We start from the raw sequence: 23198 nt of genomic DNA on the forward strand, positions 1-23198 counted from the left end.
CCGAACAGGAATATGTCATGAATCGATTGCTCGAAGACAAGTCCGCCATCGTGACGGGCGCGGGCTCAGGAGTGGGCCGCGCGACCGCCCTGCGCCTCGCCGAAGAAGGTGCACAGGTCGTGTGCGCCGACATTGATGTGGATCAGGCGAAAGAGACCGTGCGCCTCGTCGAGGCCGCCGGTGGCGCCGCAACGGCCGCCGCAACGGATGTGTCCGACGAAGACCAGGTCGAAGCGATGGTGAACGCGGCGGTCGCGCAGTACGGCAAGCTCGACATCCTCGTCAACAATGTCGGAATCCCCACCCCGCGATTGGGAGCAACCTTCGAGGAACACACCCGCGAAGACTTCGAACGGCTGGTCGGGGTGAACCTGGGCGGCGTCTTCTTCGGGAGCAAGCATGCCGTCCTGCAGTTCAAAAAGCAGGGTTCGGGCGGTGCGATCGTCAACACCGGGTCGGTCGCGGGGCTCGTCGCGTGGGGCGGCTCGGTGTACGGCGCCACCAAGGGTGCCGTACACCAGTTGACACGCGCGGTGGCGATCGAGGGCGCACCGCACGGCATCCGGGTCAACGCCATCGCTCCCGCAGGGATGCCGTTGACCGGGTTCATGACCGCCGGCGGGCTGGATCCGGAGATGGGTGCACGACCCGAAGTCACCGATCGCATCGCCACCCAGCATCCCCTCGGCCGTTTCATCACGGCCGAGGACTGCGCGGAAGCGATCCTGTACCTGGCATCCGACATGTCGAAGAACGTGACCGGTGTGGTCCTGCCCGTCGACGGAGGGTACGTCGCACGATGAAAACGACATCGCTCGATCGAGAGCGGGTACGGGAGCTGTTCGATCTGCGCGGCTCGTACAACGTGGCGACCGGCGGCGGCTACTCGGACGATCCGTATCCGATCTGGCATCGGCTCCGCAGTGAGAAGCCGGTGCATCCGGGCACGGTGCACGAGCTCACCGGAATATCGGAGCCGCTGATGTTCCAGGGGCTCCCGTATCCCGACCGCGAGCACTTCTCGGTGTTCAGTTTCGAGGCCTGCAACGAAGCCTTCCGGAATCCGAGGGTGTTCGCGTCGTCTCCCGAAGCCGTGGACATCGACCCCGAATCGGGTTCACTCGTCCACAACAGCATGTTGTCGATGGGCGGAGTGCAGCACCGGCAGTACCGCAGTCTGGTCCAGCCGTCGTTCCTTCCGTCGAACGCACAGTGGTGGATCCAGAACTGGATCGAGGAAGCGGTCCACCTCCTGATCGACGGGTTCGTCGACGACGGACATGCCGAACTCAACGTCGACTTCTGCGCTGCCATACCGATTCTCACCATCACAGGAAGTTTCGGTGTGCCGATCGAGCAGGCGCTCGACATTCGTGAGGCCTTGATCCGCGACAAACAGAAGATCATCGACATCCTCGCTCCGATCGTCGCGGCACGGCGAGAGGAACCGCAGGACGACCTGATCAGTGTTCTGGTGCAGGCCGAGCGGACCGACGAATCCGGTACCACACAGCGCCTTTCGGATGAGGAGATCTACACCTTCTCGCTGTTGCTGCTCGCCGCGGGATCGGGCACCACCTGGAAGCAGATGGGAACCACGATCACCGCACTGCTTCAGCGTCCGGATGTGCTCGACAAGGTACGCGAGGACCGGTCCCTGTTGCGCGCGGCAATCGAGGAGACCCTGCGCTGGATGCCCACCGACCCGATGTTCTCGCGGTGGGTCACCGAAGATATCGAGTTCTACGGTCAGAACATTCCGAAGGGTTCGGTCGTTCACCTGTGCGTCGCTGCCGCGAACCGTGATCCCGAGCGATGGGAACGACCCGACGAGTACGACATCACCCGGTCTACGAAGTCGACGCTCGCATTCGGCCAGGGAGCTCACATCTGCCTGGGCATGCACGTAGCACGCGGTGAGATGACCGTGGGCATCAACGCCCTGCTCGACCGACTCCCCGGGCTTCGGCTCGATCCGGCCGCCGAGCCACCGCGGCTCGTCGGGATGTACGAGCGCGGAGCCACCGCGATTCCCGTCCTCTTCGATACGAAGTGAGGTGACCATGGCAGAAACCGAGTACACACAGACGGACATCAGCCTCCGCGGCGACGAGCACATCCGCGTCTATCGGGAAAGCGGGGGGAAGGAGGGATACATCTGGAACGGTGTGCCGACACTCCTCCTCACCGTGACCGGCCGGCGTTCGGGCGAGCCGAAGACATCCGCGCTGATCTTCACCCAGGACGGTGAGGACTATCTCGTCGTTGCGTCGAAGGGTGGCGCACCGAAGCATCCGCTCTGGTACGAGAACCTGCAGGCCGATCCGCACGCCGAGGTGCAGGTACTGGACACGACGATGTCGGTGGTGGCGCGAACTGCCAGCGCAGAGGAGAAGCCGCGGCTCTGGAGGATCGTCACGGACGCGTGGCCGAACTACGACCTCTACCAGTCCCGAACCGACCGGGACATCCCGGTCGTGGTCCTCTCACCGACGTGACGATGTCTAGAATCAGACACCATGTCCCGGGCTGAAGAACGAGCGGTCGAACGATCGGTGGCCGTGCAGCGGTCGCGGTCGCGCGTCGAGAATCAGATCCGTGCGATTCTCGACGCGGCCCACCGCCTCGTCGAGGCAAAGGGCGACGCGTTCACCACTCAGGAACTCGCGAAGGAAGCCGGGGTGGCCCTCCAGACCTTCTATCGCTATTTCGCGAGCAAGGACGAATTGCTCCTCGCTGTCATCAGCGACGGGCTCACCGACGCGTGCCGACAGATGGTCGCCGCTGCCGACGATCTCGTCGACCCTCTGCAACGGCTCCGGTTCTTCATCACCGCGTCGCTGGGAGGCCGGTCGAGGGACCCCGAGCGCTACACGCTGGCCCAGTTCATCGTGGCGACCCATTGGAGGTTGCATCGTGTCTTCCCGAAGGAGCTGGCCGAGGCCGACCGACCTCTGGTCGACCTCATCCACACCGAGATCCGGGCCGCCGCAGCTGCGGGTCTCGTGACGTCCACCGACACGGAGCAGGACGCCTGGTTCATCGTCGAGCTCACTCGCTCGGTGTACCACCACTATGCGTACGCGGCAGGCACCGTCGCGGAGGTCCAGGAGCAGCTGTGGCAGTTCTGCCTACGTGCTCTCGGTAGCACGGTGCGCTGACCTCACTACTTCACCGAATTCGATAGGGCTGATGCCCAGTCCGATTCGGCCCATCACGTGCCATACCCTTTCTGGCTCGAACCGTCTCGTCACGCACGTCCACAGCATGGCACTGCAGTTCGCCTGTGTCACTGCCGTGTCGCCACGAGGGCCCTCGAGCATCGCTCGCCGAACTCCCCAACCCCACAACCAGATCGAGAGGTCGTCGATGATCCGCCGCAGACGAATACGGAAGCTACCGGCCGCATTACTGTCCCTCACCTTGTTCGCCTTCGTCGCCGCGTGCGGCGGCGGCGATACCTCCGACTCGGGTTCCTCCGCCAACGGCGGTGAGCCCGTGGCCGGCGGCTCCGCCACGATCCTGGAAGTCGCAGAACCACCTACACTCGACCCGGCGAAGCTGTCGAACACATGGGCCCACATGGCGCCCTTGGGAAATGCCCTCTACGGCACGCTCATGATCAACAGTACCGAAGACTTCGAGATCGAATACAAGATGGCCACCGATTTCTCCACGACCGACGTCGGAACCACTTTCGATTTGAAGCTGCAGCCCGGGCTGACCTTCACGGACGGCACACCCCTCGATGCCGCAGCCGTGAAGTACAACTGGGACCGCTTGAAGGACCCGGCGACCGGTTCCACCGCGATCCGGGTCGCCAGTTCGATCGCGAACACCGACGCAGTCGATGCCGAGACCCTCCGTGTCACCCTGGTGGCGCCGAATCCCCAATTCGCACAGGGCATCGCTGCGACGTCGTTGAACTGGATCGCCTCCCCCACCGCATTGGAGCAGGGCACCACAGCATTCGACGACAATCCGGCCGGGGCCGGACCGTTCAAGGTGGTGCGCTGGACGCGCCAGGGTGAGATCGAGATGGAGAAGAACCCCGACTACTGGGACGCACCCAAGCCGCATCTCGACACCCTGACCATCCGCACGGCGCACGAAGCCACTCAACGAATGAACGCAATGACCACCGGCGCAGCGGATCTCGCGTCCGAGTCCAGCCCCAACAACATCATCGCGGCCGAGGCACAGGGACTGAACACCGAGGTCGTTCCGACCGGCGGCGGTCAGATCATCGCAATGAATCATCGTCGGGCACCGTTCGATGACATCCGTGCCCGACAAGCCGTGCAGCTCGCGTTGGACACCGACAACCTGAACCTCATCGTCTACAACGGCGAGGGCGACGTGCCGGAAACCCTGTTCTCCGAAGAATCCCCGTACTACCAGGACATGCCCTTCCCCGACACCAACTCCGAGGAAGCGCAGAAGCTGTTCGACGAGCTGGCCGCCGAGGGCAAGCCCGTGTCGTTCACGTTCATGTCCTACCCGGCCAGTGAGAGCAAGACGCTCGCCGAAGCCGTCCAAGCACAGCTCAGTGCCTACGACAATGTCGACGTGAAGGTCGAGATCCACGACATCGCCAACGCACAGGCGCGCACCGCAGCACGCGACTTCGACATGTCGATCACGTCCGCGATCGTCCAGGATCCCGACTACGGCCTCTGGTCGGCCTTCCACTCCACGTCGCCCGGAAACTTCATGGGCGTCAGCGACCCGGGACTCGACGAGGCGCTCGACCGTGGACGCGAGTCCACGTCACATGACGAACGCGTCGAGGCCTACAACACAGTCGAGAGTCGGCTCGCGGACCTTTCCGTCGGCGTTTTCTACACCAGAGCGACACCCGCCATCATCTATGGCAAGGACGTCCACGGCGTCGAGCTCTACACTCTCGGTTCACCTCTGGTGGAGGAAATCTGGATCAACTGATCCGAGAAGGTCTGTCCGGGAATCCGTCGAGAACCGCCCGACTACCGGACAGACCGAGCCGGGTCGCTCCTGCCTCGAGCATCCGCGCCGCGTCCTCCGCGGTGCGGATGCCGCCGCTCGCCTTGACCCCGAGCCTGCCGCCGACCGTTTCCGCCATGATCCGCACCGCGTGTTCCGAGGCACCTCCGGCAGGATGGAACCCGGTGGAGGTCTTGACGAAGTTCGCGCCCGCCTTCTCCGCGACCCGGCACACCTCGACGATCGCCTCGTCCGAGAGCACAGCCGATTCGATGATCACCTTGAGCACCACATCGAACCCGATCGCCTCGCGGACCGTGAGGATGTCGGCGAGCACCGCGTTGTAGTCCCCCGCCACCGCAGCTCCGACGTCGATGACCATGTCCACCTCACGGGCACCCTGCTCGACGGCGAGGCGCGCCTCGGCACCCTTGATGAGCGAATGATGCTTGCCCGAGGGGAAGCCCACCACCGTCGCGACGGCCACGCCTTCCGCCCGCAACGGCATCATCGACGGTGAGACACACACCGCGTACACACCGAGCTCCCGGGCTTCGTCGACGAGTGCCTGCACATCCACCGCGGACGCTTCGGGCTTGAGCAGGGTGTGGTCGATCATCGACGCGACGTGTGAGCGGGAGAAGGTGGTATCCGGCATGCCGTCAGCTTTCCACAGGTGAAAATCATTTGCCTGGCCCGGCGACAGCGGCGCACGCTACGGGCGTGCTGATCCGTAGAGAACGCCCATCCGACGCCGAGAGCATCGAGGCGATCCACCGCGACGCCTTCCTGGCGTCCACGCCGGAAGGTCACGAGCCCGTCGAACCCGGTCTGGTTGCGGCACTGCGCGCCGACCCGGCCTGGATTCCACAGTTGTCACTTGTCGCCGAAGAGTCCACCGGAACCGTCATCGGGCATGTGTGCGTGACCCGCGCACAGATCAGCGGAGCCGCCGCACTCGCGCTCGGCCCGATCGGGGTACGACCGGACCGGCAGGGCACGGGTGCGGGCGGCGCGCTGATGCACGCGGTCCTCGGTGCGGCCGACGCGCTCGGCGAGAGCGTCGTAGTCCTGCTCGGCCACCTCGACTACTACCCTCGATTCGGCTTCGTCCCCGCCACCGACCTCGGCATCACGCCCGATGTCGAGGCTTGGGCCACACCACATTTCCAGGCACGCCCACTGAGTTCCTACGATCCGGCCACGACGGGCACGTTCCGATATCCCGCGCCGTTCTACGAGCTCGATTAGCGCTGGTGGATCATCGATCCTCCGGCGCCGCCCCGAGAGCTCGGAGGATGAACGGAAGGGTACGGGCCACGGCAGCATCCGATCGACCGCCTGCGATCAGCCCCGAGCGCTGCGCTTCCAGACATGCCATGACGAGGCGGCCCGTATCGGCCGGGTCGGCCTCGGCGAACACTCCGTGCTCCATACCGTCACGGAGAAGTTCCTCCACCAACTCGACCAGTGGCGCGATGTGGGTGAAGAACTGTTCGCGATCCTTCGGCGATAATGCCGACGCAACCGACTCGCCGACACCGCGTTGCAGCGAGAACTCGATGAGCACCAGTTTGATCAACACCTGCAACCGATCGAGGGGCTCCCTGCGGTCGGCCAGTTCCCGCTGTGCCAGCGCGATGAACCGCGTCATCTCCCGCTCGGACCAGGCCATCAGCAGTGCGGTCTTGTCGGGAAAGTAGTTGTACACCGCAGTCCGTGCCACACCGGCCTTCTCGGCGATGGTCTGCAACTTGACTCCTTCCCAGCCGTTCCCGTGGAACTCGACTGCGAATGCATCGAGCATCGCATCCCGCGTAGCGGCCTTGTGTTCCGCCACCGTGGCACCACCGGTCAACTTCGGCATTGCACCAACCTCACACTCACTCGTCGTCTGCAGGTCGAACAGATCGACCACCACCCGGCAATCACCTTGCCACGCAGCAATACGGTCGAGGACCAGCACCGATGACAACCGGGCGAGGGATTCGGCAACCGTGTCGACCTCGGCAACACCGAGCTGTGCGCGTCGGGCGAGACGCTCGAGTTCGACCGTGATCGTCCGTCGCACTTCTCGCTGTACGAGGTGGACGATCTCCGGTGGGCTCGCGTACACGTCAGCGCACAGCAGCGTCGGCGAGACGGCGGGCGCGATCGGCGTCGCCTTCAGGCGGTGTTGCCACCGGCTCCATGAATCCTCCTTTGTGATGACATGTCGTCATATAAATATCATGGCGGTACCGGGCCGCAATCTCCGGATGCGGGTTTCGCACACCGTTCGACCCGGCCGAAATCGACCCACGAGTCAGTAGATTGACCGAAATGAGCGACAACCCAGCAGACACCGCCCGCACTTTCGACGACGCGAGCGTCACCTTCGATCTGCTCACCGACACGGTGTGGGGCCCCGCCGGGACGGCACTGGCGTTCCAACTCGGACTCGGCCCCGGCGACACGGTCCTGGACGTGTGCTGCGGCGCGGGTGCATCAGCGTTTCCGGCCGCGGCAGCGGTGGGTCCGTCCGGGCGTGTGCACGGCGTCGACCTCTCCGCCGACCTCCTCGAGAAGGCCCGCCTGATCGCCGAGAACCGAGCGTTGCAGAACGTCGACTTCGTGTGCGCCGACGCAACCGCATGGGAAGCGCCCTCGGATATTCCTGCCGACGGATACGACGCACTCGCGATCTCCTACGGAGTGTTCTTCCTTCCCGATATGCATCGGGCGTTCGCGCGGCTCGTCGGCCTCGTACGACACGGCGGCCGGGTCGGTGTGACGGTATGGAGGCGAGGAGCGCTGGAGGAATACGGACAGGTCGTGTTCGACGTCGCGTCGCGCTTCGATCCGGAACTCGCCGAGCGCGGGTCGCTGCGTGCGCGGACTCCCCTCCACGAGATCGACACCCCACACACGCTCGAGGCATGGCTCGCCGGCGCAGGCACTCATTCCGTCGATGTGCGTGTCCTGTCGAACCGGCTTCCCGCGACCGACGATCTGTGCTGGAATCTCGTCACCGGCACCGGATACCGGGCTGCGTTGAACGGCCTCGACGACGAGCAGATCGCAGCAGTGCGACGTGGCATCGCCGACGAGGTGACCGCGCGCGGTATCCACACGATCGACTTCAGCACGCTCGTGGGCACCGCTACCGTGCGACGGCCCCCGACCGCAGCTTCCGGCCACCTGAGACAATCGCGGGCATGACTCGTTCCACCTCGACCGACGACCGCCGTTACGTGTTGACCCTGGGCTGCCCCGACAGCACCGGGATCGTCGCGAAGATCTCCACGTTTCTCGCGGAGGTCGGCGGCTCGATAGTCGAGGCCGCGTATCACGCCGACCCGGACGGCGGCTGGTTCTTCACCCGGCAGGCGGTCCGGGCGTCGTCCATTCCGTTCGGCATCGACGAGTTGCGGGACAGGTTCGCCGTGGTGGCGGACGAGATCGGCGCGGAAACGGAATGGACACTCTCCGACACCGGTCAGCGCAAGCGCGTGGTGCTGCTCGTCAGCAAGGAAGCCCACTGCCTGCACGACCTTCTCGGCCGCGTGGCCGCCGGCGAGCTCGAAGCCGATGTGTGCGCCGTCGTCGGCAATCACCGCGAACTCGAGCAGGTCGCACGCAGGCACGGGATCGACTACCACTACGTCTCGTTCCCGTCAGATCCCGCCGAACGCGGACCTGCGTTCGAACAGGTCCGCAAGATCGTCGACGCACACGATCCGCACGCCGTGGTGCTCGCACGGTTCATGCAGGTCCTGCCCGCGGAGCTGTGCGAGCACTGGGCCGGGCGGGCCATCAACATCCACCACAGTTTCCTGCCGTCGTTCATCGGCGCCCGCCCGTACCACCAGGCGTTCACCCGCGGCGTGAAGCTCATCGGCGCGACCTGCCACTACGTGACAGCGGAACTCGACGCGGGCCCGATCATCGAACAGGACGTCATCCGTGTGAGCCACAACGACAGCGTCGCGGACATGGTGCGGCAGGGTCGCGATGTGGAGAAGCTCGTCCTGTCGCGCGGTCTCCGGTGGCACCTCGAGGATCGGGTGCTGGTGCACGGTAAGAAGACCGTCGTCTTCAACTAGGAGACGGTCGCTCCCGCGCGCTCGACGAGATGCAGAAGCTCGTCGTCGAACGCGTCGATGGCTTCGACAGAGCTCATGTGTCCGACGCCGTCGAGCACCACCAGGCGTTCGAGATTTCCGGCCTTCTCGAGTCCGGCTGCGAGCCGTCGCGCGTGTACCGGAGGTGTGAGCCGGTCGGCCGCGCCGACGAGCACTGTCGTGGGCACGGTGAGGTTCTCGAGGCCCTCGTGGATGTCGAGAGTGCTCAGCGCGAAGCCCCAGCCCCCGCGCGTACGCGGCGGGCACCCGAGCACGATCTTCTGACAGAAATCGACCTCGGCCGCGGTCGCCGCCGGTGACAGCGCCACGTATTTGAGAGCCCTGGTGGTGAACTTCGATTCGACCAACGGCACCCTCGCACCGAGAAGCGGACGCGCCACCTTCACCGGCACCCGCGGGAACCGCTCGGGAAGTGCGATCAATGCCGCGTCCGCGATGAGGTTGTCCATTCCGGTACTGGCGAGGAGGACACCCGCGACCTTCTCAGAGACCTGCTCCGGGTACCTCTCGGCCCACGCGATGATGCTCATCCCGCCCATGCTGTGCCCGGCGAGCACCGCCTTGCGTCCGGCCGGGACCACTGCATCCAGGACCGCGGCAAGGTCGCCGGCGAGGACGTCAGGACCCAGCCGACGTGTCCCCACCTCGCTGGCGCCGTGTCCGCGCTGGTCGTAGACGACGACGCGGTATCGGTCGGCGAACGCGTTGATCTGCGGAGTCCAGTACATCCCGCTGCACGTCCACCCGTGGCTGAACACGAGCGGCTGCGCATCCGGATCACCGTAGGCGAGCACATGGAGCCTGGCGCCGTCGGCGGTCCGGACCTCGATCTCCTCGGCCTCCAGGCTCGGAGTGGAGAGCAGTGCGTGGGGAGCCACATCCTTGGTGCGCACCACCGTGGACCGGGCGCGACGCGCGGCGAACGCGCTCGCCATGGCGCAGGCGAACGCGGTCACCCCTGCGGCGAGCAGCACGGTCTGACGACGGGTGGGCTTCTTCACGTGTGTTCTCCTGAGTGCACGCCGGTGCATCCGGCGATCGGTTGTCGGTCGGTGACAGGCTTCGCAGCCGGATCAGTTCTGGCTGTGGGCACGACTCACAGCACGTGCGCTCTGCGGAGCAGGTGCGCCGACGGACCGCCGATCAGTCCCACCGAGTCGAGAAACTCGACCGTCCGCCGCGTGCCCTGCCGCAATTTATCGTGGTAGTGCGTATTCGCACGCGCTGCGGCCTTCGCTTCGGCGACGTCGAGGCCGGCCGCCGCATACACCTGGTCGTTGATCAGGTTCGTCACTATCAGGTAGCCGGACACACCCAGGTGCATACGGATGTACGCGCGCTGAGTCCGCGTGGCCCTACGCATCCTGCGTTCGGTTTCTTCGCGCGCGTACCGAATGTGTCGCGACTCTTCGACTACGTGAATGTGACTGACCGTCCGGGTGAGCGGCTGGACGCGCTCGTCGCGCATGAAATCGCGCTGCATCATGTCCAAGATCTCTTCGGCGAACAGCGTGGCACCGAACGCGAGTGCCCCCGACGCGACCGCCTTGAACCCTCGTCCACTCAGGCGGATCCACCGCTTCGGCCGATACGACGGCACACCGAGTCGCTTCGCCGAGCGCGCGAACATGATCGAATGCCTGCATTCGTCCGCGATCTCGGTGAGACCGAACTGGACGTACGCACTGGAAGGATCTTGCTGGTAGAGGTCGCGGATGAGCATCTGCATGAGGATCATCTCGAACCAGATGCCCGTCCCCGCGATACTCGCCGCTTCGTGCGTGGTGAGCGTGATCCGCTGCTGTTCCGACATCCGTTCCCACAGGTCTGTGCCGTACAGACTGGACCACTCGGGAGTCATGCCGTATTTGTCGTCGGGGATCGGAGCATCCCAGTCGATCTCGAAGGCGGGATCGTAGGATTTACGCGCCGAGGAGTCGAGGAGTCGTTGTGCTGTGCCCTCTTTTCCCTCGATCGCGGACGACCCGCGTACTCGACCGGGCGCACTCTCGATCGACCCGTCGGCTCGAGTGATGGACATCGCGAACCACCTCGCCTCGATTGATACCCGTTACTCGAAGTGTCATTATCTGGATCACACTTGTCAAGTGGCCGGCCGAGACGATCGCCGATCGGTGCAGGCCGGCGCTACCAGCGCGGTTTCTGGACCTCCTCGACGCGCGGGCGCACATCCACCAAGTACACGCAGACCGCAACCACGGCGATGATGCCGAGCATCCCCACTGCCCCGAAGAGCAGAAGGACGATCAACGCGGCCGCGAGAATTCCGAGCCATACGGGTTTCGTGAGCTTGTCGACCGCGGGAAATGCCTCGGCGGGTTGACGAACCGCATGGAACAACGCGAAGCCCGCTCCTACAAGCGCAATGACCTGTAGGGCGAGCATGATCAGACCGGCAAGAGAATCAACATTCGGCACAGCACCAGTCTACGAGAATCGGCTCCCGCGCAACTTCGCGCGCGGGAGCCGATCGAGTTCACCCCGGTCGGAACCGGGGACTTCGGTCAGGCGCCGGTAGTCTTGCGGGGCGCAGCCTTCTTGGCGGGAGCCTTCGCAGCGGTCTTGGCCGGTGCCTTCTTCGCAGGAGCCTTGGCCGGTGCCGGCTTCGCAACAGTGGTGGAAGTCTTGACCTCAGGGGTCGCAGCCTTGGCTTCAGGAGTCACAGCCTTGGCTTCAGGAGTCACAGCCTTGGCTTCAGGGGTCGCAGCCACCACAGCGTCGGCCTTCGCCGTCACAGTCTGCGCAGCGTCGTCCACATCGCCCTTGACGGACTCGACGCGAGTTGCCGCCTCACCACTGACTTCCTCGGCCTGATCGCCGAGTTCGAGGACGCGAAGAGCAGCGTCGTCGCCGGCTTCGGCAATAGCATCGCCGACCTCGGTGGCCGTGTCGGTGATGCGGTCCGCAGTCAGTCCGGCGAACTTGGCGGCCTGCTCACCGACAGCGCGCGTCTGGCGAGCGACGGTACCGAGCGCGTCTTCGGTGAGGTCGACGACGTCGCCGAAGGCGGCCTCGGCCCGACCGAGGCGTTCCTCGACGGCCGGCTGCTGACGCAAACGGTCGATGGTCTCTTCGCCGCGCTCGGCGAATGCGGCGTAGAGGTCGGATGCGACCTTCAGGTAGGCCTCGGCGACCTTACGCAACTCCTCGGCACTGAAGCGTTCCCGCAGTTCAGCGAGCTCCTCGGGAAGCTCGGCGGGCAGATCACCCAGGCGGGCCCGCAGGGACTCGATGGTCTCGGTCAGATCGGCCGGGACCGCCGCGATGCGCTCGCGTGCAGTCTCGACGCGGTCGTTCACGTCGAACTGGGTATTCTCGGCGCGCTCACGCACCTGGACGACGACGTCGGCGACGGCCTGGACGACGGCGTCGCCCGCACCGACAGCTGCGTAGAGGGATGTTCGGAGTGCAGCGTTGGGATCGGTCATGTCAGTTCTCCTCGTCTGAGTCTGTGGGATTCACGCGATCTGCTGGAATCACGCGGTCGGCGACGCTTCCGGGCGTCGATGCCGCCGGAACCGTCTCGTTCTCGCGACAGAACGAGTCGTAGATGTCGAGCAGGACCTGCTTCTGCCGTTCCGACAGTGCGGTATCGGCAAGCAACGCGTCGCGAAGCGCGCTGTGGGGCCGTTCCTCGAGAATTCCGGCTCGCACATAGAGGACTTCGGCGGACAGCCGCAGCCCTTTGGCAATCTGCGCAAGCACTTCCGCGGACGGCTTGCGCAGTCCGCGCTCGATCTGACTGAGGTACGGGTTGCTCACCCCTGCCAGTTGCGACAGCTGCCGCAGCGAGACCTGAGCGGCTTCACGCTGAGACCGAATGAAGCTTCCGATGTCCTGGGCGGCGTTGCCCACCACCCGTGCAGCGATATCGGTGGGCCCAGCGTTGTCGCTCTGGTGGTCGCCGGCCGGTTCGGCCGATTCTCGATTCGTGGACACGACACCAAGCGTACGGAGGGGTGCTAGCTACAGCAAGCACTCAGCTAGCGCGTGACGCAGATCATGCGAACAACAGCTCGGAGACCGTGTAGATGGCAAGGCCGGCGAGGGCACCCACGACCGTGCCGTTGATGCGAATGAACTGCAGATCACGCCCCACGGCGAGCTCGATCTTGCGGCTGGCCTCCTCCGCATCCCAGCGTTCGACGGTTTCCCGGATCACCGAAGTGATCTCGTCCGCATAGTTCGCGGCGATGAACCGGACACCGGCGAGCAGCCATCCGTCGACCTTGCCGCGCATCTCGGTGTCCTCGCGCAGCCGGATACCGAAGCGCTCGACGTTCTCGGCCACCTTCCTGCGCAGCGTGCTGTCCGGGTCGTCGACGGACTCGAGGATCATGCGTTTGGCGACCCTCCAGGTCGCGGAAGCCAACTGCGTGATCTCTTCACGCCCCATGATCTCGGCCTTGAGTTTCTCGGCCTTCGCGATGGTCACCGGGTCGTACTGGAGATCCCGCGCGTAGTCGACGAGGAATTTCTCCACGGCGAGCCGAACCTCGTGCTCGGGGTTGGAGCGGACCTTCCAGGTGAAGTCGACCAGCTCCCGATGGATCCTCTCGCCCAACAGGAGGTCGACGAACTTCGGAGACCACGAGGGCGAATCCTTCGTGATGATTCGGTCGATGGTCTCCTGACTTCCCAGCGCCCACTGATGTGCACGTTCGGCAAGCATGTCGATCAGCGGCCGCTGCCTTCCCTCTGCGAGGAGTTCACCGAGAATGCGCCCGAGAGGCGGCCCCCACTCTGGTTCAGCAATCCGCTTGACGATGGTCTGGTCGATGATCTGCGCGATGTCGTCCTCGCGGAGAATGCTCACCACACCGCGCAGGATCGTCGAGGTTTCCTTCGCCACCCGCTCGGCGTTCCGCGGCTGCGCCATCCAGCCGCCCAGCCTCAGCGGAATCTGTGCCGATTCGACTTTCGCCGACACCACCTCGGGTGCGAGGAAGTTGGTTCCGACGAAGGAGCTCAGACTCGCGCCGAGCTGGTCCTTCTTCCGCTTGATGATCGCGGTGTGGGGCACCGGAATTCCCATCGGGTGACGGAAGAGCGCAGTCACGGCGAACCAGTCGGCGAGGGCGCCGACCATGCCTGCCTCGGACGCGGCACGAACGTATCCGACCCACGCGCCCGCACCCTGGGTTTCCTGCCACCTGCAGAACAGGTACACCACGGCGGCCACGATCAGAAAGCCTGTCGCGACGGCCTTCATCCGGCGTAGATCCCGGCGCTTGGCCTCGTCCTCGATATTCATGTACTGCACCGGACCATTGTGCCGAAATTCGACCGCCGCCACCGAGCGCTGCGTAGACACCACCTGGTACACCACCGAATCGTGTGAGGAACCGGCGCCCGTAGACTGAGCGGACGATCGAGACCGAATGGATGTGCCGAACAGATGCCTTCTTCTACACCCGACGCGACGGACGCCCCGCCCACGAAGCAGGACGGCCGGAAACGTCGCTGGCACGAGCACAAGATCGCGCGCCGCGAAGAACTCATCGAAGGCACCATCAAGGCAATCCGCGCCCGCGGGCACGAGATCGGGATGGACGAGATCGCCGCCGAGATCGGCGTGTCCAAGACCGTGTTGTACCGGTACTTCACCGACAAGAACGATCTGACGACCGCGACCATGATGCGATACATCGAGACGGTTCTCGCGCCGCGCATCTACTCGGCGGTGTCCGAGGATCTCGACGAATACGACCTCACCCGGGTCGCGATCACGACGTATGTCGAGACGGTCGCCGAGGATCCCGAGGTGTACCTCTACATCATGTCGAACAGCTCGTCGGCGAGCCGCGACGTCGTCGCCGATTCCGAGCGGATGATCGCCGAATTGGTGTCGGCAGTACTCGGCGAGCGGCTGCGGTTGCTCGAAATGGATTCCGGCGGGTCGGTGCCGTGGGCGTACGGCATCGTCGGCGCGATCCAGCTTGCGACGCACTGGTGGATCTCGAACAAGTCCATGACCGCGGAAGACCTCGTCGACTACCTGACGATGATGGTGTGGGGCGGGATCGCCGGAATCGCCAAGGCCGGGGGGTCGCCCGGACGTTTCAAGTCGCAGCCGCACCCATTGCTCCCCGCTGACGAATCCTGACCCATTCACGTAACCCGGAGTTACGTGTAATCTCGGGGCATGTCCGATGCGATGCCGCCACACCACGACGAAGACCCCGAGGGCTACAGGGGCCCGGCCGAGGTCGCCGTCGGAACGCAAACCGCCACCGTCGACATCGAACTGTCCGGACACTTCGATCCGATCGTGGGTCGGCACGTGTGGCGCGGTCGGCTACGCGGGCTCGGCGTCGCGCTCGCGCCCGATACACCCCTGGGCGCAGGCACCGAGGTGACGATCCGGATTCCCGTGAGTGGCGGAAGCACCGCCACTGCCACCGGACGCATCACCGAGGTCGACCTGTGGGGCAGCCATATGATCGACGGCACCTCGCCACCGCCCTACTGGACACAGACCTACCGGACACAGACCGAAGAAACCGACTGAGCGGACGCAGTGTGGCACGCTCGCTTCCATGGAATACGACGGCGACGGATGGCACACCCCGGCAGTCCGGATTCTGCGGGCCGGGCCGCACAACATGGTCGCCGACCTCGACGCGAGCGGTACGCCCGGATTCGAGGGTGGCAAGGAACTCGGGACGAAGCTGATCGAGGAACGCGGCGCTGTGCTGTCGGACCTGCAGGAGATGCTCTTCGCCAACGGCCGCCTCGGCGACGAGCGATCGGTGCTGCTGGTCCTTCAGGGCATGGACACCGCAGGTAAGGGCGGGATGGTCCGTAACGTCATCGGACACGTGGATCCCCAGGGGGTCGACCACAGGGCGTTCGGCGTGCCCACAGCGGAAGAGAAGCGCCACCACTACCTGTGGCGCATCCAGAAGGCCCTGCCCCGCGACGGCCAGCTCGGAGTGTTCGACCGATCCCACTACGAGGACGTCCTGGTCGCCCGCGTGCGCAAGCTCGTCCCCGACTCCGTCTGGCGTCGTCGCTACGACGAGATCAACCGTTTCGAACGCGACCTCGCCGACAACGGCACGACCATCGTCAAGGTCGCGATGTTCGTCTCCCTCGACGAACAGAAGGAGCGTCTCGCCGAGCGGCTCGAGCGCCGTGACAAGCACTGGAAATACAACCCGAGCGATGTCTCCGAGCGCGCTCTGTGGCCCGAGTACCAGCAGGCATATCAGGACATGCTCGACAAGACGAACACTGACCACGCGCCGTGGTACGTCATACCGTGCGACCGAAAGTGGTACAGCCGCCTCGCCGTGATGGAACTACTCATCGACGCATTCGAACGTCTCGACCTCGACTGGCCGGAACCCGATTTCGACATCGAGGCCGAGAAGAAGCGGCTGGCGGAATCCTGATCGTCAGAACAGGTGCGGTGTATCGAAATGTCGGCGATGATCGCGCCGGACGGTACCCGCCACCATGCCGAAGGCGAGCATGACGGCCACGGCTGCGGCGACCCCGCTGGCGAGCGCGAATCCACCATGCCCGGATCCGGCGGCAACCAGGGTGAATGCAATCGTGATCACTCCGATGAGCGCGAGTGCGAATGCCGACCACGCGACGAAGAGGTTGAGCTTCATAGCCTTGACTCCTTCCCGAGGACTGCGTTTCGGTTGACCCCGACGGTACCCGCGAGTGATGCCCGTCACAAGCTCAGCGCTCTGGCGCACCAGACGGTTTCACCCGATAGGTTGCGATCGCGAATTCCCCGTTGCGCGCCAGGTCGGTGAGTTCCAGCTCTACGTGTCTCGGCAGCAGCGGCTTGCCCGCACCGATCGTGACGGGGGCGAACGACACGATCATCTCGTCGAGGAGGCCCGCGTCGGCGAACTGCCCTGCGAGATCTCCCCCGCCGATCATCCACAGGTCTCGATCACCGGCGGCGGCTGCCATCTCGTCGTAGACAGTGCGTACGTCGTCCTGCGTGAACCGGATATCACCCGGTCCGTCCGGCCCATGCGCCACCGGCATGCCGTCGCGGTGTGTGAAGACCCAGCACGGGAATTCGTACTCCCACTTGTCGGCCCCGGCATAGTCCAGGACCCACTGATACGTCGAGGCGCCCATCGCGGCCGCGCCGATCCGGGACATGAATGCTGCGCCCCCGCCGGGTCCGTCGTGGTCGATGTCGCGCGACAACAACCAGTCCAGGCTGTGGTCCTCCGTCGCGATGAACCCGTCGAGCGTGCTCGCGGTGAAGAAGATCATCCGGCTCATATCGGGTTTCCTTCCGGCTCGTCTCCGAGCATGTGGGACGAGGCGCCGCGCTGCCATTCGAGCGGGTCCCCGTTGTCGACGCTGCGGCCGGCGGAGCGCAGCATGTGGCGCACGAGCTGTCGCCGGTGCGCCGCGAATGTGAGCACATGCGAGACGACGCCGCCGAGCACGAAGCTCTCGGGTGGGTCGCACAACGCGTCGATCAGGCGATCACCCCAGGCGTTGCGTCGATCGATATCGCGTACGGCTTCGGCCCACTGCGGTGCGATCACGTCGAACTGCTTACACAGCGATGCCACGTCACTACCCGCACGCACAGGTTCGTCGGCGCCGACCATCGATGCGAGCCAAATCTGTTTCGACCACACAAGATTGCCGAGCACCTGCGCAATCGATCCTTCGGGTCCGTCCCACTCGAGCACCACGAGTCCCGGAAATCTGACGCGCTCGTAGTCGCCGATGTCCAGATCCGATGCGACATCCATAAGGACCCGGGTGTCGTCGAGATCGTGGTGGACCATCTGCGCGGTCACCTGGCCGGCTCCGGCGCCGCGACCGTATCCGCCGGTGTCACCCTCCACCCACAGGTGCACGGGCGGATGGAAATGTACTCCGTTGGGAGCAGGGAGCCAGTGCGAGCATCCGGACGGTGCGAGTGCCCGACTCCCGGTCGTGCTCGGTGGATAACCGTACGCCCGGGAGAACGCGCGACTGAATCCTTCCACCGAGCTGTATCCCGCAGCGAAGGCCGTCTCCGTGACAGCGCGGCCGTCGCGCAATTGCCACGCAGCACGCTCGAGCATCACCCGGCGCCGCAGTGCAACCGGGGATTCTCCTGTACCGAGCGAGAATTGACGACTGAAATGCCACGGCGACGAGAATGCGCCGCGTGCCATGTCGTCGAGATTCGCATGGTCCTCGTCGAGGACGGCGTCGAGCAGTTCGCGCAGTCGGTCACGTCCGGATCCGGTCATGAATCCAGTGTCGCGCAGTGGACGGGAAACATACTTGACCGTTCTTGCTCAGCTCCTGCTGACGCGCCGGTTCTCCTTCTCCAGGGCCTCGATCAATTCCTGCTTGGTCATGGTGGACCGCCCGGGGATGTCGAGCCGACGGGCAACGTCCAGAAGGTGCTCCTTCGTCGCGTTCGCGTTGACCCCCTCGTGGGTTTCGCCGCGGGCGTCGGGACCACCGCTTTTCGCGCGTTGATCGGAGGGCCCTCGCTTGTCCTTCGCCTCCCAGTGGTCACCCACCTTCTCGTAGCTGTGTTTGAGGGCCGCGTACGCGACTCGGTGTGCGCGTTCCTCGCTGTCGTACTGCTCGAGCGCTGCATCGTGAGCTTCCGCGAAGGTCCGCTGAGCTTTCGCGGGGGAACGCCTCAGTGTGCTGGGCAATTCACTCTGCTTCGCTGCTCCGGATTTCGTGGTTTTGGGCATCTCGGCTCCTTTCGCTCGGGCCGGGTCCGGCATTCGCTGGCCCGATGCTCCGGGTGTTGCTCGCTGTGTACGGCCGCGTACCCGGTCCGAAGGCGAGGCACACGCGTAGCCGACGGATTGGGAGAGCACAGGACGGGTATCCGATTCGGCATGACATCCTTGACTGCACTGGCCCTGACCTGCTCGCTCAAGCCATCGCCTGCTCCTTCGAGCAGCGACCTGATCGCCGACCAGGTACTCACCGAACTCCGTACACATGACGTCACCGGCGACAAGATTCGCCTCGTCGACTTCGACATCCGACCCGGAGTCGAACCCGATATGGGCAACGGCGACCAATGGCCGCAGATCCGTGCGCGCATCTCGGAAGCCGACATCCTCCTGATCTCGACCCCGACCTGGCTCGGTCAGATGTCCAGCGTCGCCAAACGCGCCCTCGAACGGCTCGACGCCGAATTGTCGGAAACCGACGACCGCGGGCGTCCTGTCCTGTTCGACAAAGTGGCGATCGCCGCGGTTGTCGGTAACGAAGACGGTGCGCACGCCATCGTTGCATCCCTGTTCCAGGCGCTCAACGACTGCGGATTCACCATTCCTGCACAGGGATGTACCTACTGGAACGGTGAGGCAATGACACCGGGTGACTACAACGACCTCGACGGCATACCCGACGCCGTCGCCTCCACCAACGCCACCGTCGCCCGCACAGCCGCACATCTGGCCCGCACACTACGAGCACAGCCGTACCCCGCTGTTCAGGAATGACCGTACGCACTAGGAACAACTCACCGATGCGTGTCGAAGTGCCACGCCGACTGCGTGCTGCGGGTCGCGACGTGCGGCTGCGCAGCATGCTCCTGCACCCCGCCGTGGTGTCCGTCGTCAAATGCACTGTCGCGGTGCTGATCGCGTGGTTGCTGGCAGATCGAGGGCTGCACAGCCCGGAAGCCTTCCTCGCCCCCTACGCCGCCCTGTTCATCATCGGCACCACGGTCCGCAGCTCGGTGACCGCTGCCGTACGACAGGTCACCGTCGTCGTGCTGGGGGTGCTCGTAGCGGCGCTGGCGGCAAGCACTCTGCCCGAACTCGCGGCGCTGGCAGCTGCCGTCGCGACCGGCACCGTCCTGGGCCGAAGCCGATGGTTGGCGCCGGATGGAATGTGGGTGGCAATCACCGCACTGCTGGTCTTGCTGTACGGCACGGCCACCAATGCCACCGTGGTGTTCCATCGGGTCCTCGATGTCACGCTGGGGGTGCTCGTCGGTGTCCTGGTCAATGCTCTCATCCTGCCTCCCGATCGACTGTCCACCGCCCGGGACCTCCTCCTTGCGCGTGCCTATGAACTGTCCACTCTCCTTGCAGAGCTTGCGCACGGGCTGCGGGACGGCTCTCACGACGGCGACCGCGACCAGCAGTGGGTGTGGGAGCTGTACAAGTCGACCGGTGCCCGAGCTGCGCTACGCGAAGGCCGAGAAAGCCTGCGAGGCAACATTCGCAGCGCGAGGTGGGCCAAGGTCGGCGGCTCACAGGTGTACCAGCCGATCGCCACGATCCTCGACCAGTCGCTGCTGCATGTTTCGATGATGGAGGTCGCGATCGAAACGATTGCCGCCTCCGATGATCCGGCGGGAGAGCCCGCTACGCCCGGCTCAGAACAACTACGTGAGAATGCAGCCGAACTGCTCGAGACGTACTCGACTGCGTTCGACGAACTCACCTGGGACCCGGCCCACCATCGGCAGCCCTACCTTCATGTCGTGAACAACGCACTTCCCGAGGCACGCGCTCGTCTCGAGTCATTCAAGAAGACAGCCCGCAGCAGTCGGCCGTTGCCCGGGTCGTGGTCTGTGATCGCTGTGGCGGGAGAAGGCCTGTGGAGCGCACTCGCCGCCCTGGACACCTACGAATCACATCCGGACGACGGTTCCACCCAGCCAGAAACGGGTACTCGAACTCCATGACTTCGCAGCTCCGTTCTTCTGACGTGCACACAGCACCTCTGCCCCGATCGCGAGGGCCGATATCCGCCGAGGTGATCTCGCGGTTACGTTCACCCGCCGACATCGGGCCGTGGCCGATCCAAGTAGCGTCCGGCGAACCTTACGGCGAGGACGTACAGCTCGCGCTTGCTGTGTTGTACGAGATGCACTACCGCGGATTCGACGGCGTCGACGCCGAGTGGGAATGGATGCCCGGACCGCTCGGCGTGCGCGCCCAGTTGGAACAACTCTTCCTGCGCGCGTTGCGGCACGATGTCCCCGAATGTGACGATCCCGACGCGGTCCTCGACGATCTGTGCCATGAAGCACGCGACGCGTGGGGGCTTTCGCACCAGCTGGCTGCCTACGGAACGTGGGAACAGGTCCGCGAGTACTTCGTGCACCGTTCCATCTACCACCTCAAGGAAGCCGATCCGAACGCGTGGGCGATTCCACGACTCACGGGACGTTCGAAAGCTGCACTCGTCGCGGTCGAGTTCGACGAGTACGGCGGCGGACATGCCGAGCGACTGCACTCTCGGCTCTTCGCGAATCTCCTGGTCGCAGCCGGTCTACGCGACGACTATCTCGGCTATCTCGAATACGTGCCTGCGGACACCCTCGCGACCGTGAACTTCATGTCGCTGTGCGGGCTGCACAGGGCGCGTATACCGATGCTGGTCGGTATGTTCGCGGCAGTCGAGATCACCTCGTCACCGGGTTCCCGCCGGATGGTCTCCGCTCTGGAGCGTCTCGACGCACCGCCTGCATGCATCACCTTCTATGCGGAGCACGTCGAGGCGGACGCCGTACACGAACTGGTCCTGCGGCATGATGTTGTCGGCGATCTGCTCGCAAAGGATCCGGGCTGTGCTGCGGACATCGCGTTCGGTGCGAACGCCTCCGAATTTCTCGACGGCCGTCTTGCACAACATCTGCTGACCGCGTGGGCGGAGAACCGGTCGTCCCTCACTGCACCGGCCGTACCGCCGATGCAGTGAAGAACGGCCGAGCAGTGAAGAACGGCCGAGATCAGCGCGGCTCGTGTGACGGGGTGCCGGCGGAACCGCGCAGTCTGCCGCCCCGGAAGTTGATGGTGATCAACACCGCTCCCAGCAGGAACACGATCACACCTGCAACGATTCCGAGTGTCGCCCAGCCTTCGAATCCGCCACCCGCAGCAACGAGTACCAGCGCGATGATCACGACTCCGACGAGGGCGCAGGCGTACCCGACCCACCCCGCGAGGCGGCTGACCGTGGTGGGTTGCTTGTCTTCGGGTGTATTCGTCATGCCTGCGTACATACCCATCGCACGACGTATGCAAAACCCGGTGTTTCCAGAGGGAGTCGTCTACGGAGGGATACGCCGATCGATGGGCCCGCGTTCGAGCACGACCGCCGCCACCTGCCGGGCGGTGCGCGCACACAGCACCGGGCTCGATGTTCCGGCGCCCGCCCGCATGCCGTTCACGGTGTCGCGCCACACCTGCGGACCGGCGTGACGGGGAACCCAATCCAGCATGGTGGCCGCCCGGCGGCAGTCCAGCATCGGGGTCGCATAGGCGAGGTCGATCCACCCACCTTGGACCGGTTGCAGGCGCAACCTCCAAGTGACGTCGGCGACTGCTGCCAGTACATGCCTCGGGACGGGCAGCGCTCGGCTTCCGAAAGGGGCGAGAAAGTCTGCAGCGTTCGCCGGGGTCGGCGAGCCCAGGTTGAAGACCCCCGGGACATGACGTTCGAGTGCAGATTCGATTGCCGCTGCCACATCGTCCGCGTGGACCGCGGGAATTCGGAGACTGCGGTCGATGGGAATGAAGGGCAGATGCCGGACGACCCATCCCGGGAGGAAATCGGGAAACACGTACCGTCGCAACGCCGTACCCGCATCGTATTGGCCGATGAATCCCGGCCTGAAACGTGTGAGGGCCGGGGCATCGGCACGGGCGGACAGATCGTCGAGCAACCGCTCCACCTGAACTTTGTCGGCGCTGTAGTCGCAGTTCGTCACGCCGTTCGCAGGCCACGATTCGTCGACGAAGCGTTCGTTCGCTCCTGCCTCGTACACCGCTCCCGACGACATGTGCACCACGTGGGGAACCCCGGCTTCGGCGGCCGCGGTGAACACCGCACGGGTGCCGTTCAGCGCTGTGCGACGAAGGTAGTCGCGGCGGTGCGACGGCTGGAATCCCCATGCGAGATGCACCACCGCATCGGCACCGCGAACGAGTGACTGCAGTTCGTCATAGCAGTCCGGTTCTGCGAGATCGAGGCTGTGCCAACGAGCCGTCGCATACACGTCGCGGGGCGGGGGGGGGGGGCGGGGGGGGGGGACCAGATACGGGGGGGCCGACCCGGGGGCGGAGCGGGGGGGGGCCCCCGGGGCCGCCCATAGACGCGGCCCCCCCGGGGAGC

The 23198-nt window shown here is 65.0% G+C and carries 28 protein-coding genes; 15 read left to right on the forward strand and 13 right to left on the reverse strand.

Annotated elements, in window-relative coordinates; translation table 11 throughout:
* Positions 1 to 17: 17 nt before the first annotated feature.
* From ACFWCF_RS16945 to ACFWCF_RS16965, 5 genes are all read left to right on the forward strand, one after another.
* Positions 18 to 803 (forward strand): SDR family NAD(P)-dependent oxidoreductase, encoded by a 786-nt coding sequence (locus tag ACFWCF_RS16945; RefSeq protein WP_378563460.1) that lies wholly within the window; start codon positions 18 to 20, stop codon positions 801 to 803.
* The gene (locus ACFWCF_RS16950; protein WP_378563463.1) at positions 800 to 2056 is read left to right on the forward strand and encodes a cytochrome P450; all 1257 of its coding nucleotides are present in this window, start codon (positions 800 to 802) and stop codon (positions 2054 to 2056) included. Before ACFWCF_RS16945 ends, ACFWCF_RS16950 begins: the two co-directional genes overlap by 4 nt.
* A gap of 7 nt (positions 2057 to 2063) precedes the next feature.
* Positions 2064 to 2498 (forward strand): nitroreductase family deazaflavin-dependent oxidoreductase, encoded by a 435-nt coding sequence (locus ACFWCF_RS16955; protein WP_378563466.1) that lies wholly within the window; start codon positions 2064 to 2066, stop codon positions 2496 to 2498.
* Positions 2499 to 2561: 63 nt separating this feature from the next.
* Positions 2562 to 3161 (forward strand): TetR/AcrR family transcriptional regulator, encoded by a 600-nt coding sequence (locus ACFWCF_RS16960; protein ID WP_378492535.1) that lies wholly within the window; start codon positions 2562 to 2564, stop codon positions 3159 to 3161.
* Between the two features lie 262 nt (positions 3162 to 3423).
* Positions 3424 to 4944 carry an ABC transporter substrate-binding protein gene (locus tag ACFWCF_RS16965; RefSeq protein ID WP_378563469.1) on the forward strand — a complete coding sequence of 507 codons (1521 nt, stop codon included), beginning with the start codon at positions 3424 to 3426 and terminating at the stop codon, positions 4942 to 4944.
* Here the strand turns inward: ACFWCF_RS16965 and deoC are convergent.
* Positions 4937 to 5620 (reverse strand): deoxyribose-phosphate aldolase, encoded by a 684-nt coding sequence (gene deoC, locus ACFWCF_RS16970; RefSeq protein WP_378563472.1) that lies wholly within the window; start codon positions 5618 to 5620, stop codon positions 4937 to 4939. The two genes, ACFWCF_RS16965 and deoC, sit on opposite strands and share 8 nt — an antisense overlap.
* A gap of 65 nt (positions 5621 to 5685) precedes the next feature.
* Here deoC and ACFWCF_RS16975 point away from each other — a divergent pair, with 65 nt between their 5' ends.
* Entirely contained in the window at positions 5686 to 6213 is a 528-nt protein-coding gene (locus ACFWCF_RS16975; RefSeq protein WP_378563475.1) for a GNAT family N-acetyltransferase, read from the forward strand.
* A 10-nt stretch (positions 6214 to 6223) separates the two neighbouring features.
* Here the strand turns inward: ACFWCF_RS16975 and ACFWCF_RS16980 are convergent, their stop codons facing one another.
* Complete coding sequence (locus ACFWCF_RS16980; protein ID WP_378563478.1) at positions 6224 to 7078, reverse strand: TetR/AcrR family transcriptional regulator; 855 nt, start codon at positions 7076 to 7078, stop codon at positions 6224 to 6226.
* Positions 7079 to 7284: 206 nt separating this feature from the next.
* Between ACFWCF_RS16980 and ACFWCF_RS16985 the strand changes: the two genes are divergently transcribed.
* On the forward strand, positions 7285 to 8163 hold the full coding sequence (locus ACFWCF_RS16985; RefSeq protein ID WP_378563481.1) for a class I SAM-dependent methyltransferase: 879 nt from the start codon (positions 7285 to 7287) through the stop codon (positions 8161 to 8163).
* On the forward strand, positions 8160 to 9047 hold the full coding sequence (gene purU, locus ACFWCF_RS16990) for a formyltetrahydrofolate deformylase (protein ID WP_378492356.1): 888 nt from the start codon (positions 8160 to 8162) through the stop codon (positions 9045 to 9047). Before ACFWCF_RS16985 ends, purU begins: the two co-directional genes overlap by 4 nt.
* On the opposite strand, the gene ACFWCF_RS16995 is transcribed toward purU, so the two are convergent.
* The 3 genes from ACFWCF_RS16995 to ACFWCF_RS17005 all read right to left on the reverse strand — a co-directional run bounded on the left by ACFWCF_RS16995 (position 9044) and on the right by ACFWCF_RS17005 (position 11525).
* A complete protein-coding gene (locus ACFWCF_RS16995) occupies positions 9044 to 10087 on the reverse strand; it encodes an alpha/beta fold hydrolase (RefSeq protein WP_378563484.1) in 1044 nt (347 codons plus the stop codon). The two genes, purU and ACFWCF_RS16995, sit on opposite strands and share 4 nt — an antisense overlap.
* A gap of 95 nt (positions 10088 to 10182) precedes the next feature.
* Positions 10183 to 11127 carry a diiron oxygenase gene (locus ACFWCF_RS17000; RefSeq protein WP_378563487.1) on the reverse strand — a complete coding sequence of 315 codons (945 nt, stop codon included), beginning with the start codon at positions 11125 to 11127 and terminating at the stop codon, positions 10183 to 10185.
* A gap of 107 nt (positions 11128 to 11234) precedes the next feature.
* Positions 11235 to 11525: a DUF2516 family protein gene (locus ACFWCF_RS17005; protein WP_378563490.1), complete on the reverse strand. Its 291-nt coding sequence runs from the start codon at positions 11523 to 11525 to the stop codon at positions 11235 to 11237.
* Between the two features lie 198 nt (positions 11526 to 11723).
* Here ACFWCF_RS17005 and ACFWCF_RS17010 point away from each other — a divergent pair, with 198 nt between their 5' ends.
* Positions 11724 to 11921, forward strand: a complete 198-nt coding sequence (locus ACFWCF_RS17010; protein WP_378563564.1) for a hypothetical protein — start codon at positions 11724 to 11726, stop codon at positions 11919 to 11921.
* A 615-nt stretch (positions 11922 to 12536) separates the two neighbouring features.
* Here ACFWCF_RS17010 and ACFWCF_RS17015 read toward each other — a convergent pair.
* Together ACFWCF_RS17015 and ACFWCF_RS17020 are read right to left on the reverse strand one after the other, a co-directional pair.
* On the reverse strand, positions 12537 to 13046 hold the full coding sequence (locus ACFWCF_RS17015) for a helix-turn-helix domain-containing protein (protein ID WP_378563493.1): 510 nt from the start codon (positions 13044 to 13046) through the stop codon (positions 12537 to 12539).
* A 61-nt stretch (positions 13047 to 13107) separates the two neighbouring features.
* Positions 13108 to 14361: a DUF445 domain-containing protein gene (locus ACFWCF_RS17020; RefSeq protein ID WP_378563567.1), complete on the reverse strand. Its 1254-nt coding sequence runs from the start codon at positions 14359 to 14361 to the stop codon at positions 13108 to 13110.
* Positions 14362 to 14505: 144 nt separating this feature from the next.
* Here ACFWCF_RS17020 and ACFWCF_RS17025 point away from each other — a divergent pair, with 144 nt between their 5' ends.
* From ACFWCF_RS17025 to ACFWCF_RS17035, 3 genes are read left to right on the forward strand one after another with little or no spacing between them, the layout of a single operon-like run.
* Complete coding sequence (locus ACFWCF_RS17025; protein ID WP_378563496.1) at positions 14506 to 15213, forward strand: TetR/AcrR family transcriptional regulator; 708 nt, start codon at positions 14506 to 14508, stop codon at positions 15211 to 15213.
* A gap of 39 nt (positions 15214 to 15252) precedes the next feature.
* A complete protein-coding gene (locus ACFWCF_RS17030) occupies positions 15253 to 15618 on the forward strand; it encodes a DUF4873 domain-containing protein (protein ID WP_378563499.1) in 366 nt (121 codons plus the stop codon).
* Between the two features lie 28 nt (positions 15619 to 15646).
* Positions 15647 to 16504 carry a polyphosphate kinase 2 family protein gene (locus ACFWCF_RS17035; protein WP_378563502.1) on the forward strand — a complete coding sequence of 286 codons (858 nt, stop codon included), beginning with the start codon at positions 15647 to 15649 and terminating at the stop codon, positions 16502 to 16504.
* A gap of 3 nt (positions 16505 to 16507) precedes the next feature.
* Here the strand turns inward: ACFWCF_RS17035 and ACFWCF_RS17040 are convergent, their stop codons facing one another.
* The 4 genes from ACFWCF_RS17040 to ACFWCF_RS17055 all read right to left on the reverse strand — a co-directional run bounded on the left by ACFWCF_RS17040 (position 16508) and on the right by ACFWCF_RS17055 (position 18802).
* Positions 16508 to 16729, reverse strand: coding sequence for a hypothetical protein (locus tag ACFWCF_RS17040; protein ID WP_378492365.1), 222 nt, complete (start codon positions 16727 to 16729; stop codon positions 16508 to 16510).
* Positions 16730 to 16802: 73 nt separating this feature from the next.
* Positions 16803 to 17366 carry a dihydrofolate reductase family protein gene (locus ACFWCF_RS17045; protein WP_378563505.1) on the reverse strand — a complete coding sequence of 188 codons (564 nt, stop codon included), beginning with the start codon at positions 17364 to 17366 and terminating at the stop codon, positions 16803 to 16805.
* Positions 17363 to 18340: a helix-turn-helix domain-containing protein gene (locus tag ACFWCF_RS17050; RefSeq protein WP_378563508.1), complete on the reverse strand. Its 978-nt coding sequence runs from the start codon at positions 18338 to 18340 to the stop codon at positions 17363 to 17365. The genes ACFWCF_RS17045 and ACFWCF_RS17050 overlap by 4 nt, the downstream gene beginning before the upstream one ends.
* A gap of 48 nt (positions 18341 to 18388) precedes the next feature.
* Entirely contained in the window at positions 18389 to 18802 is a 414-nt protein-coding gene (locus ACFWCF_RS17055) for a ChaB family protein (RefSeq protein ID WP_378563511.1), read from the reverse strand.
* Positions 18803 to 18952: 150 nt separating this feature from the next.
* On the opposite strand from ACFWCF_RS17055, the gene ACFWCF_RS17060 reads away from it, so the two are divergent.
* From ACFWCF_RS17060 to ACFWCF_RS17070, 3 genes are read left to right on the forward strand one after another with little or no spacing between them, the layout of a single operon-like run.
* A complete protein-coding gene (locus ACFWCF_RS17060) occupies positions 18953 to 19567 on the forward strand; it encodes a flavodoxin family protein (protein WP_378563514.1) in 615 nt (204 codons plus the stop codon).
* Between the two features lie 26 nt (positions 19568 to 19593).
* Positions 19594 to 20763 (forward strand): aromatic acid exporter family protein, encoded by a 1170-nt coding sequence (locus tag ACFWCF_RS17065; RefSeq protein WP_378563517.1) that lies wholly within the window; start codon positions 19594 to 19596, stop codon positions 20761 to 20763.
* Entirely contained in the window at positions 20760 to 21782 is a 1023-nt protein-coding gene (locus ACFWCF_RS17070; protein ID WP_378563520.1) for an iron-containing redox enzyme family protein, read from the forward strand. The genes ACFWCF_RS17065 and ACFWCF_RS17070 overlap by 4 nt, the downstream gene beginning before the upstream one ends.
* A 31-nt stretch (positions 21783 to 21813) precedes the next feature.
* Here the strand turns inward: ACFWCF_RS17070 and ACFWCF_RS17075 are convergent, their stop codons facing one another.
* Together ACFWCF_RS17075 and ACFWCF_RS17080 are read right to left on the reverse strand one after the other, a co-directional pair.
* Complete coding sequence (locus tag ACFWCF_RS17075) at positions 21814 to 22074, reverse strand: hypothetical protein (RefSeq protein ID WP_378563523.1); 261 nt, start codon at positions 22072 to 22074, stop codon at positions 21814 to 21816.
* 60 nt (positions 22075 to 22134) lie between these two features.
* Complete coding sequence (locus ACFWCF_RS17080; RefSeq protein ID WP_378563570.1) at positions 22135 to 23121, reverse strand: NAD-dependent epimerase/dehydratase family protein; 987 nt, start codon at positions 23119 to 23121, stop codon at positions 22135 to 22137.
* Positions 23122 to 23198 lie beyond the last annotated feature (77 nt).

Source organism: Rhodococcus sp. NPDC060090, assembly GCF_042729855.1.
Lineage (GTDB): Bacteria > Actinomycetota > Actinomycetes > Mycobacteriales > Mycobacteriaceae > Rhodococcus.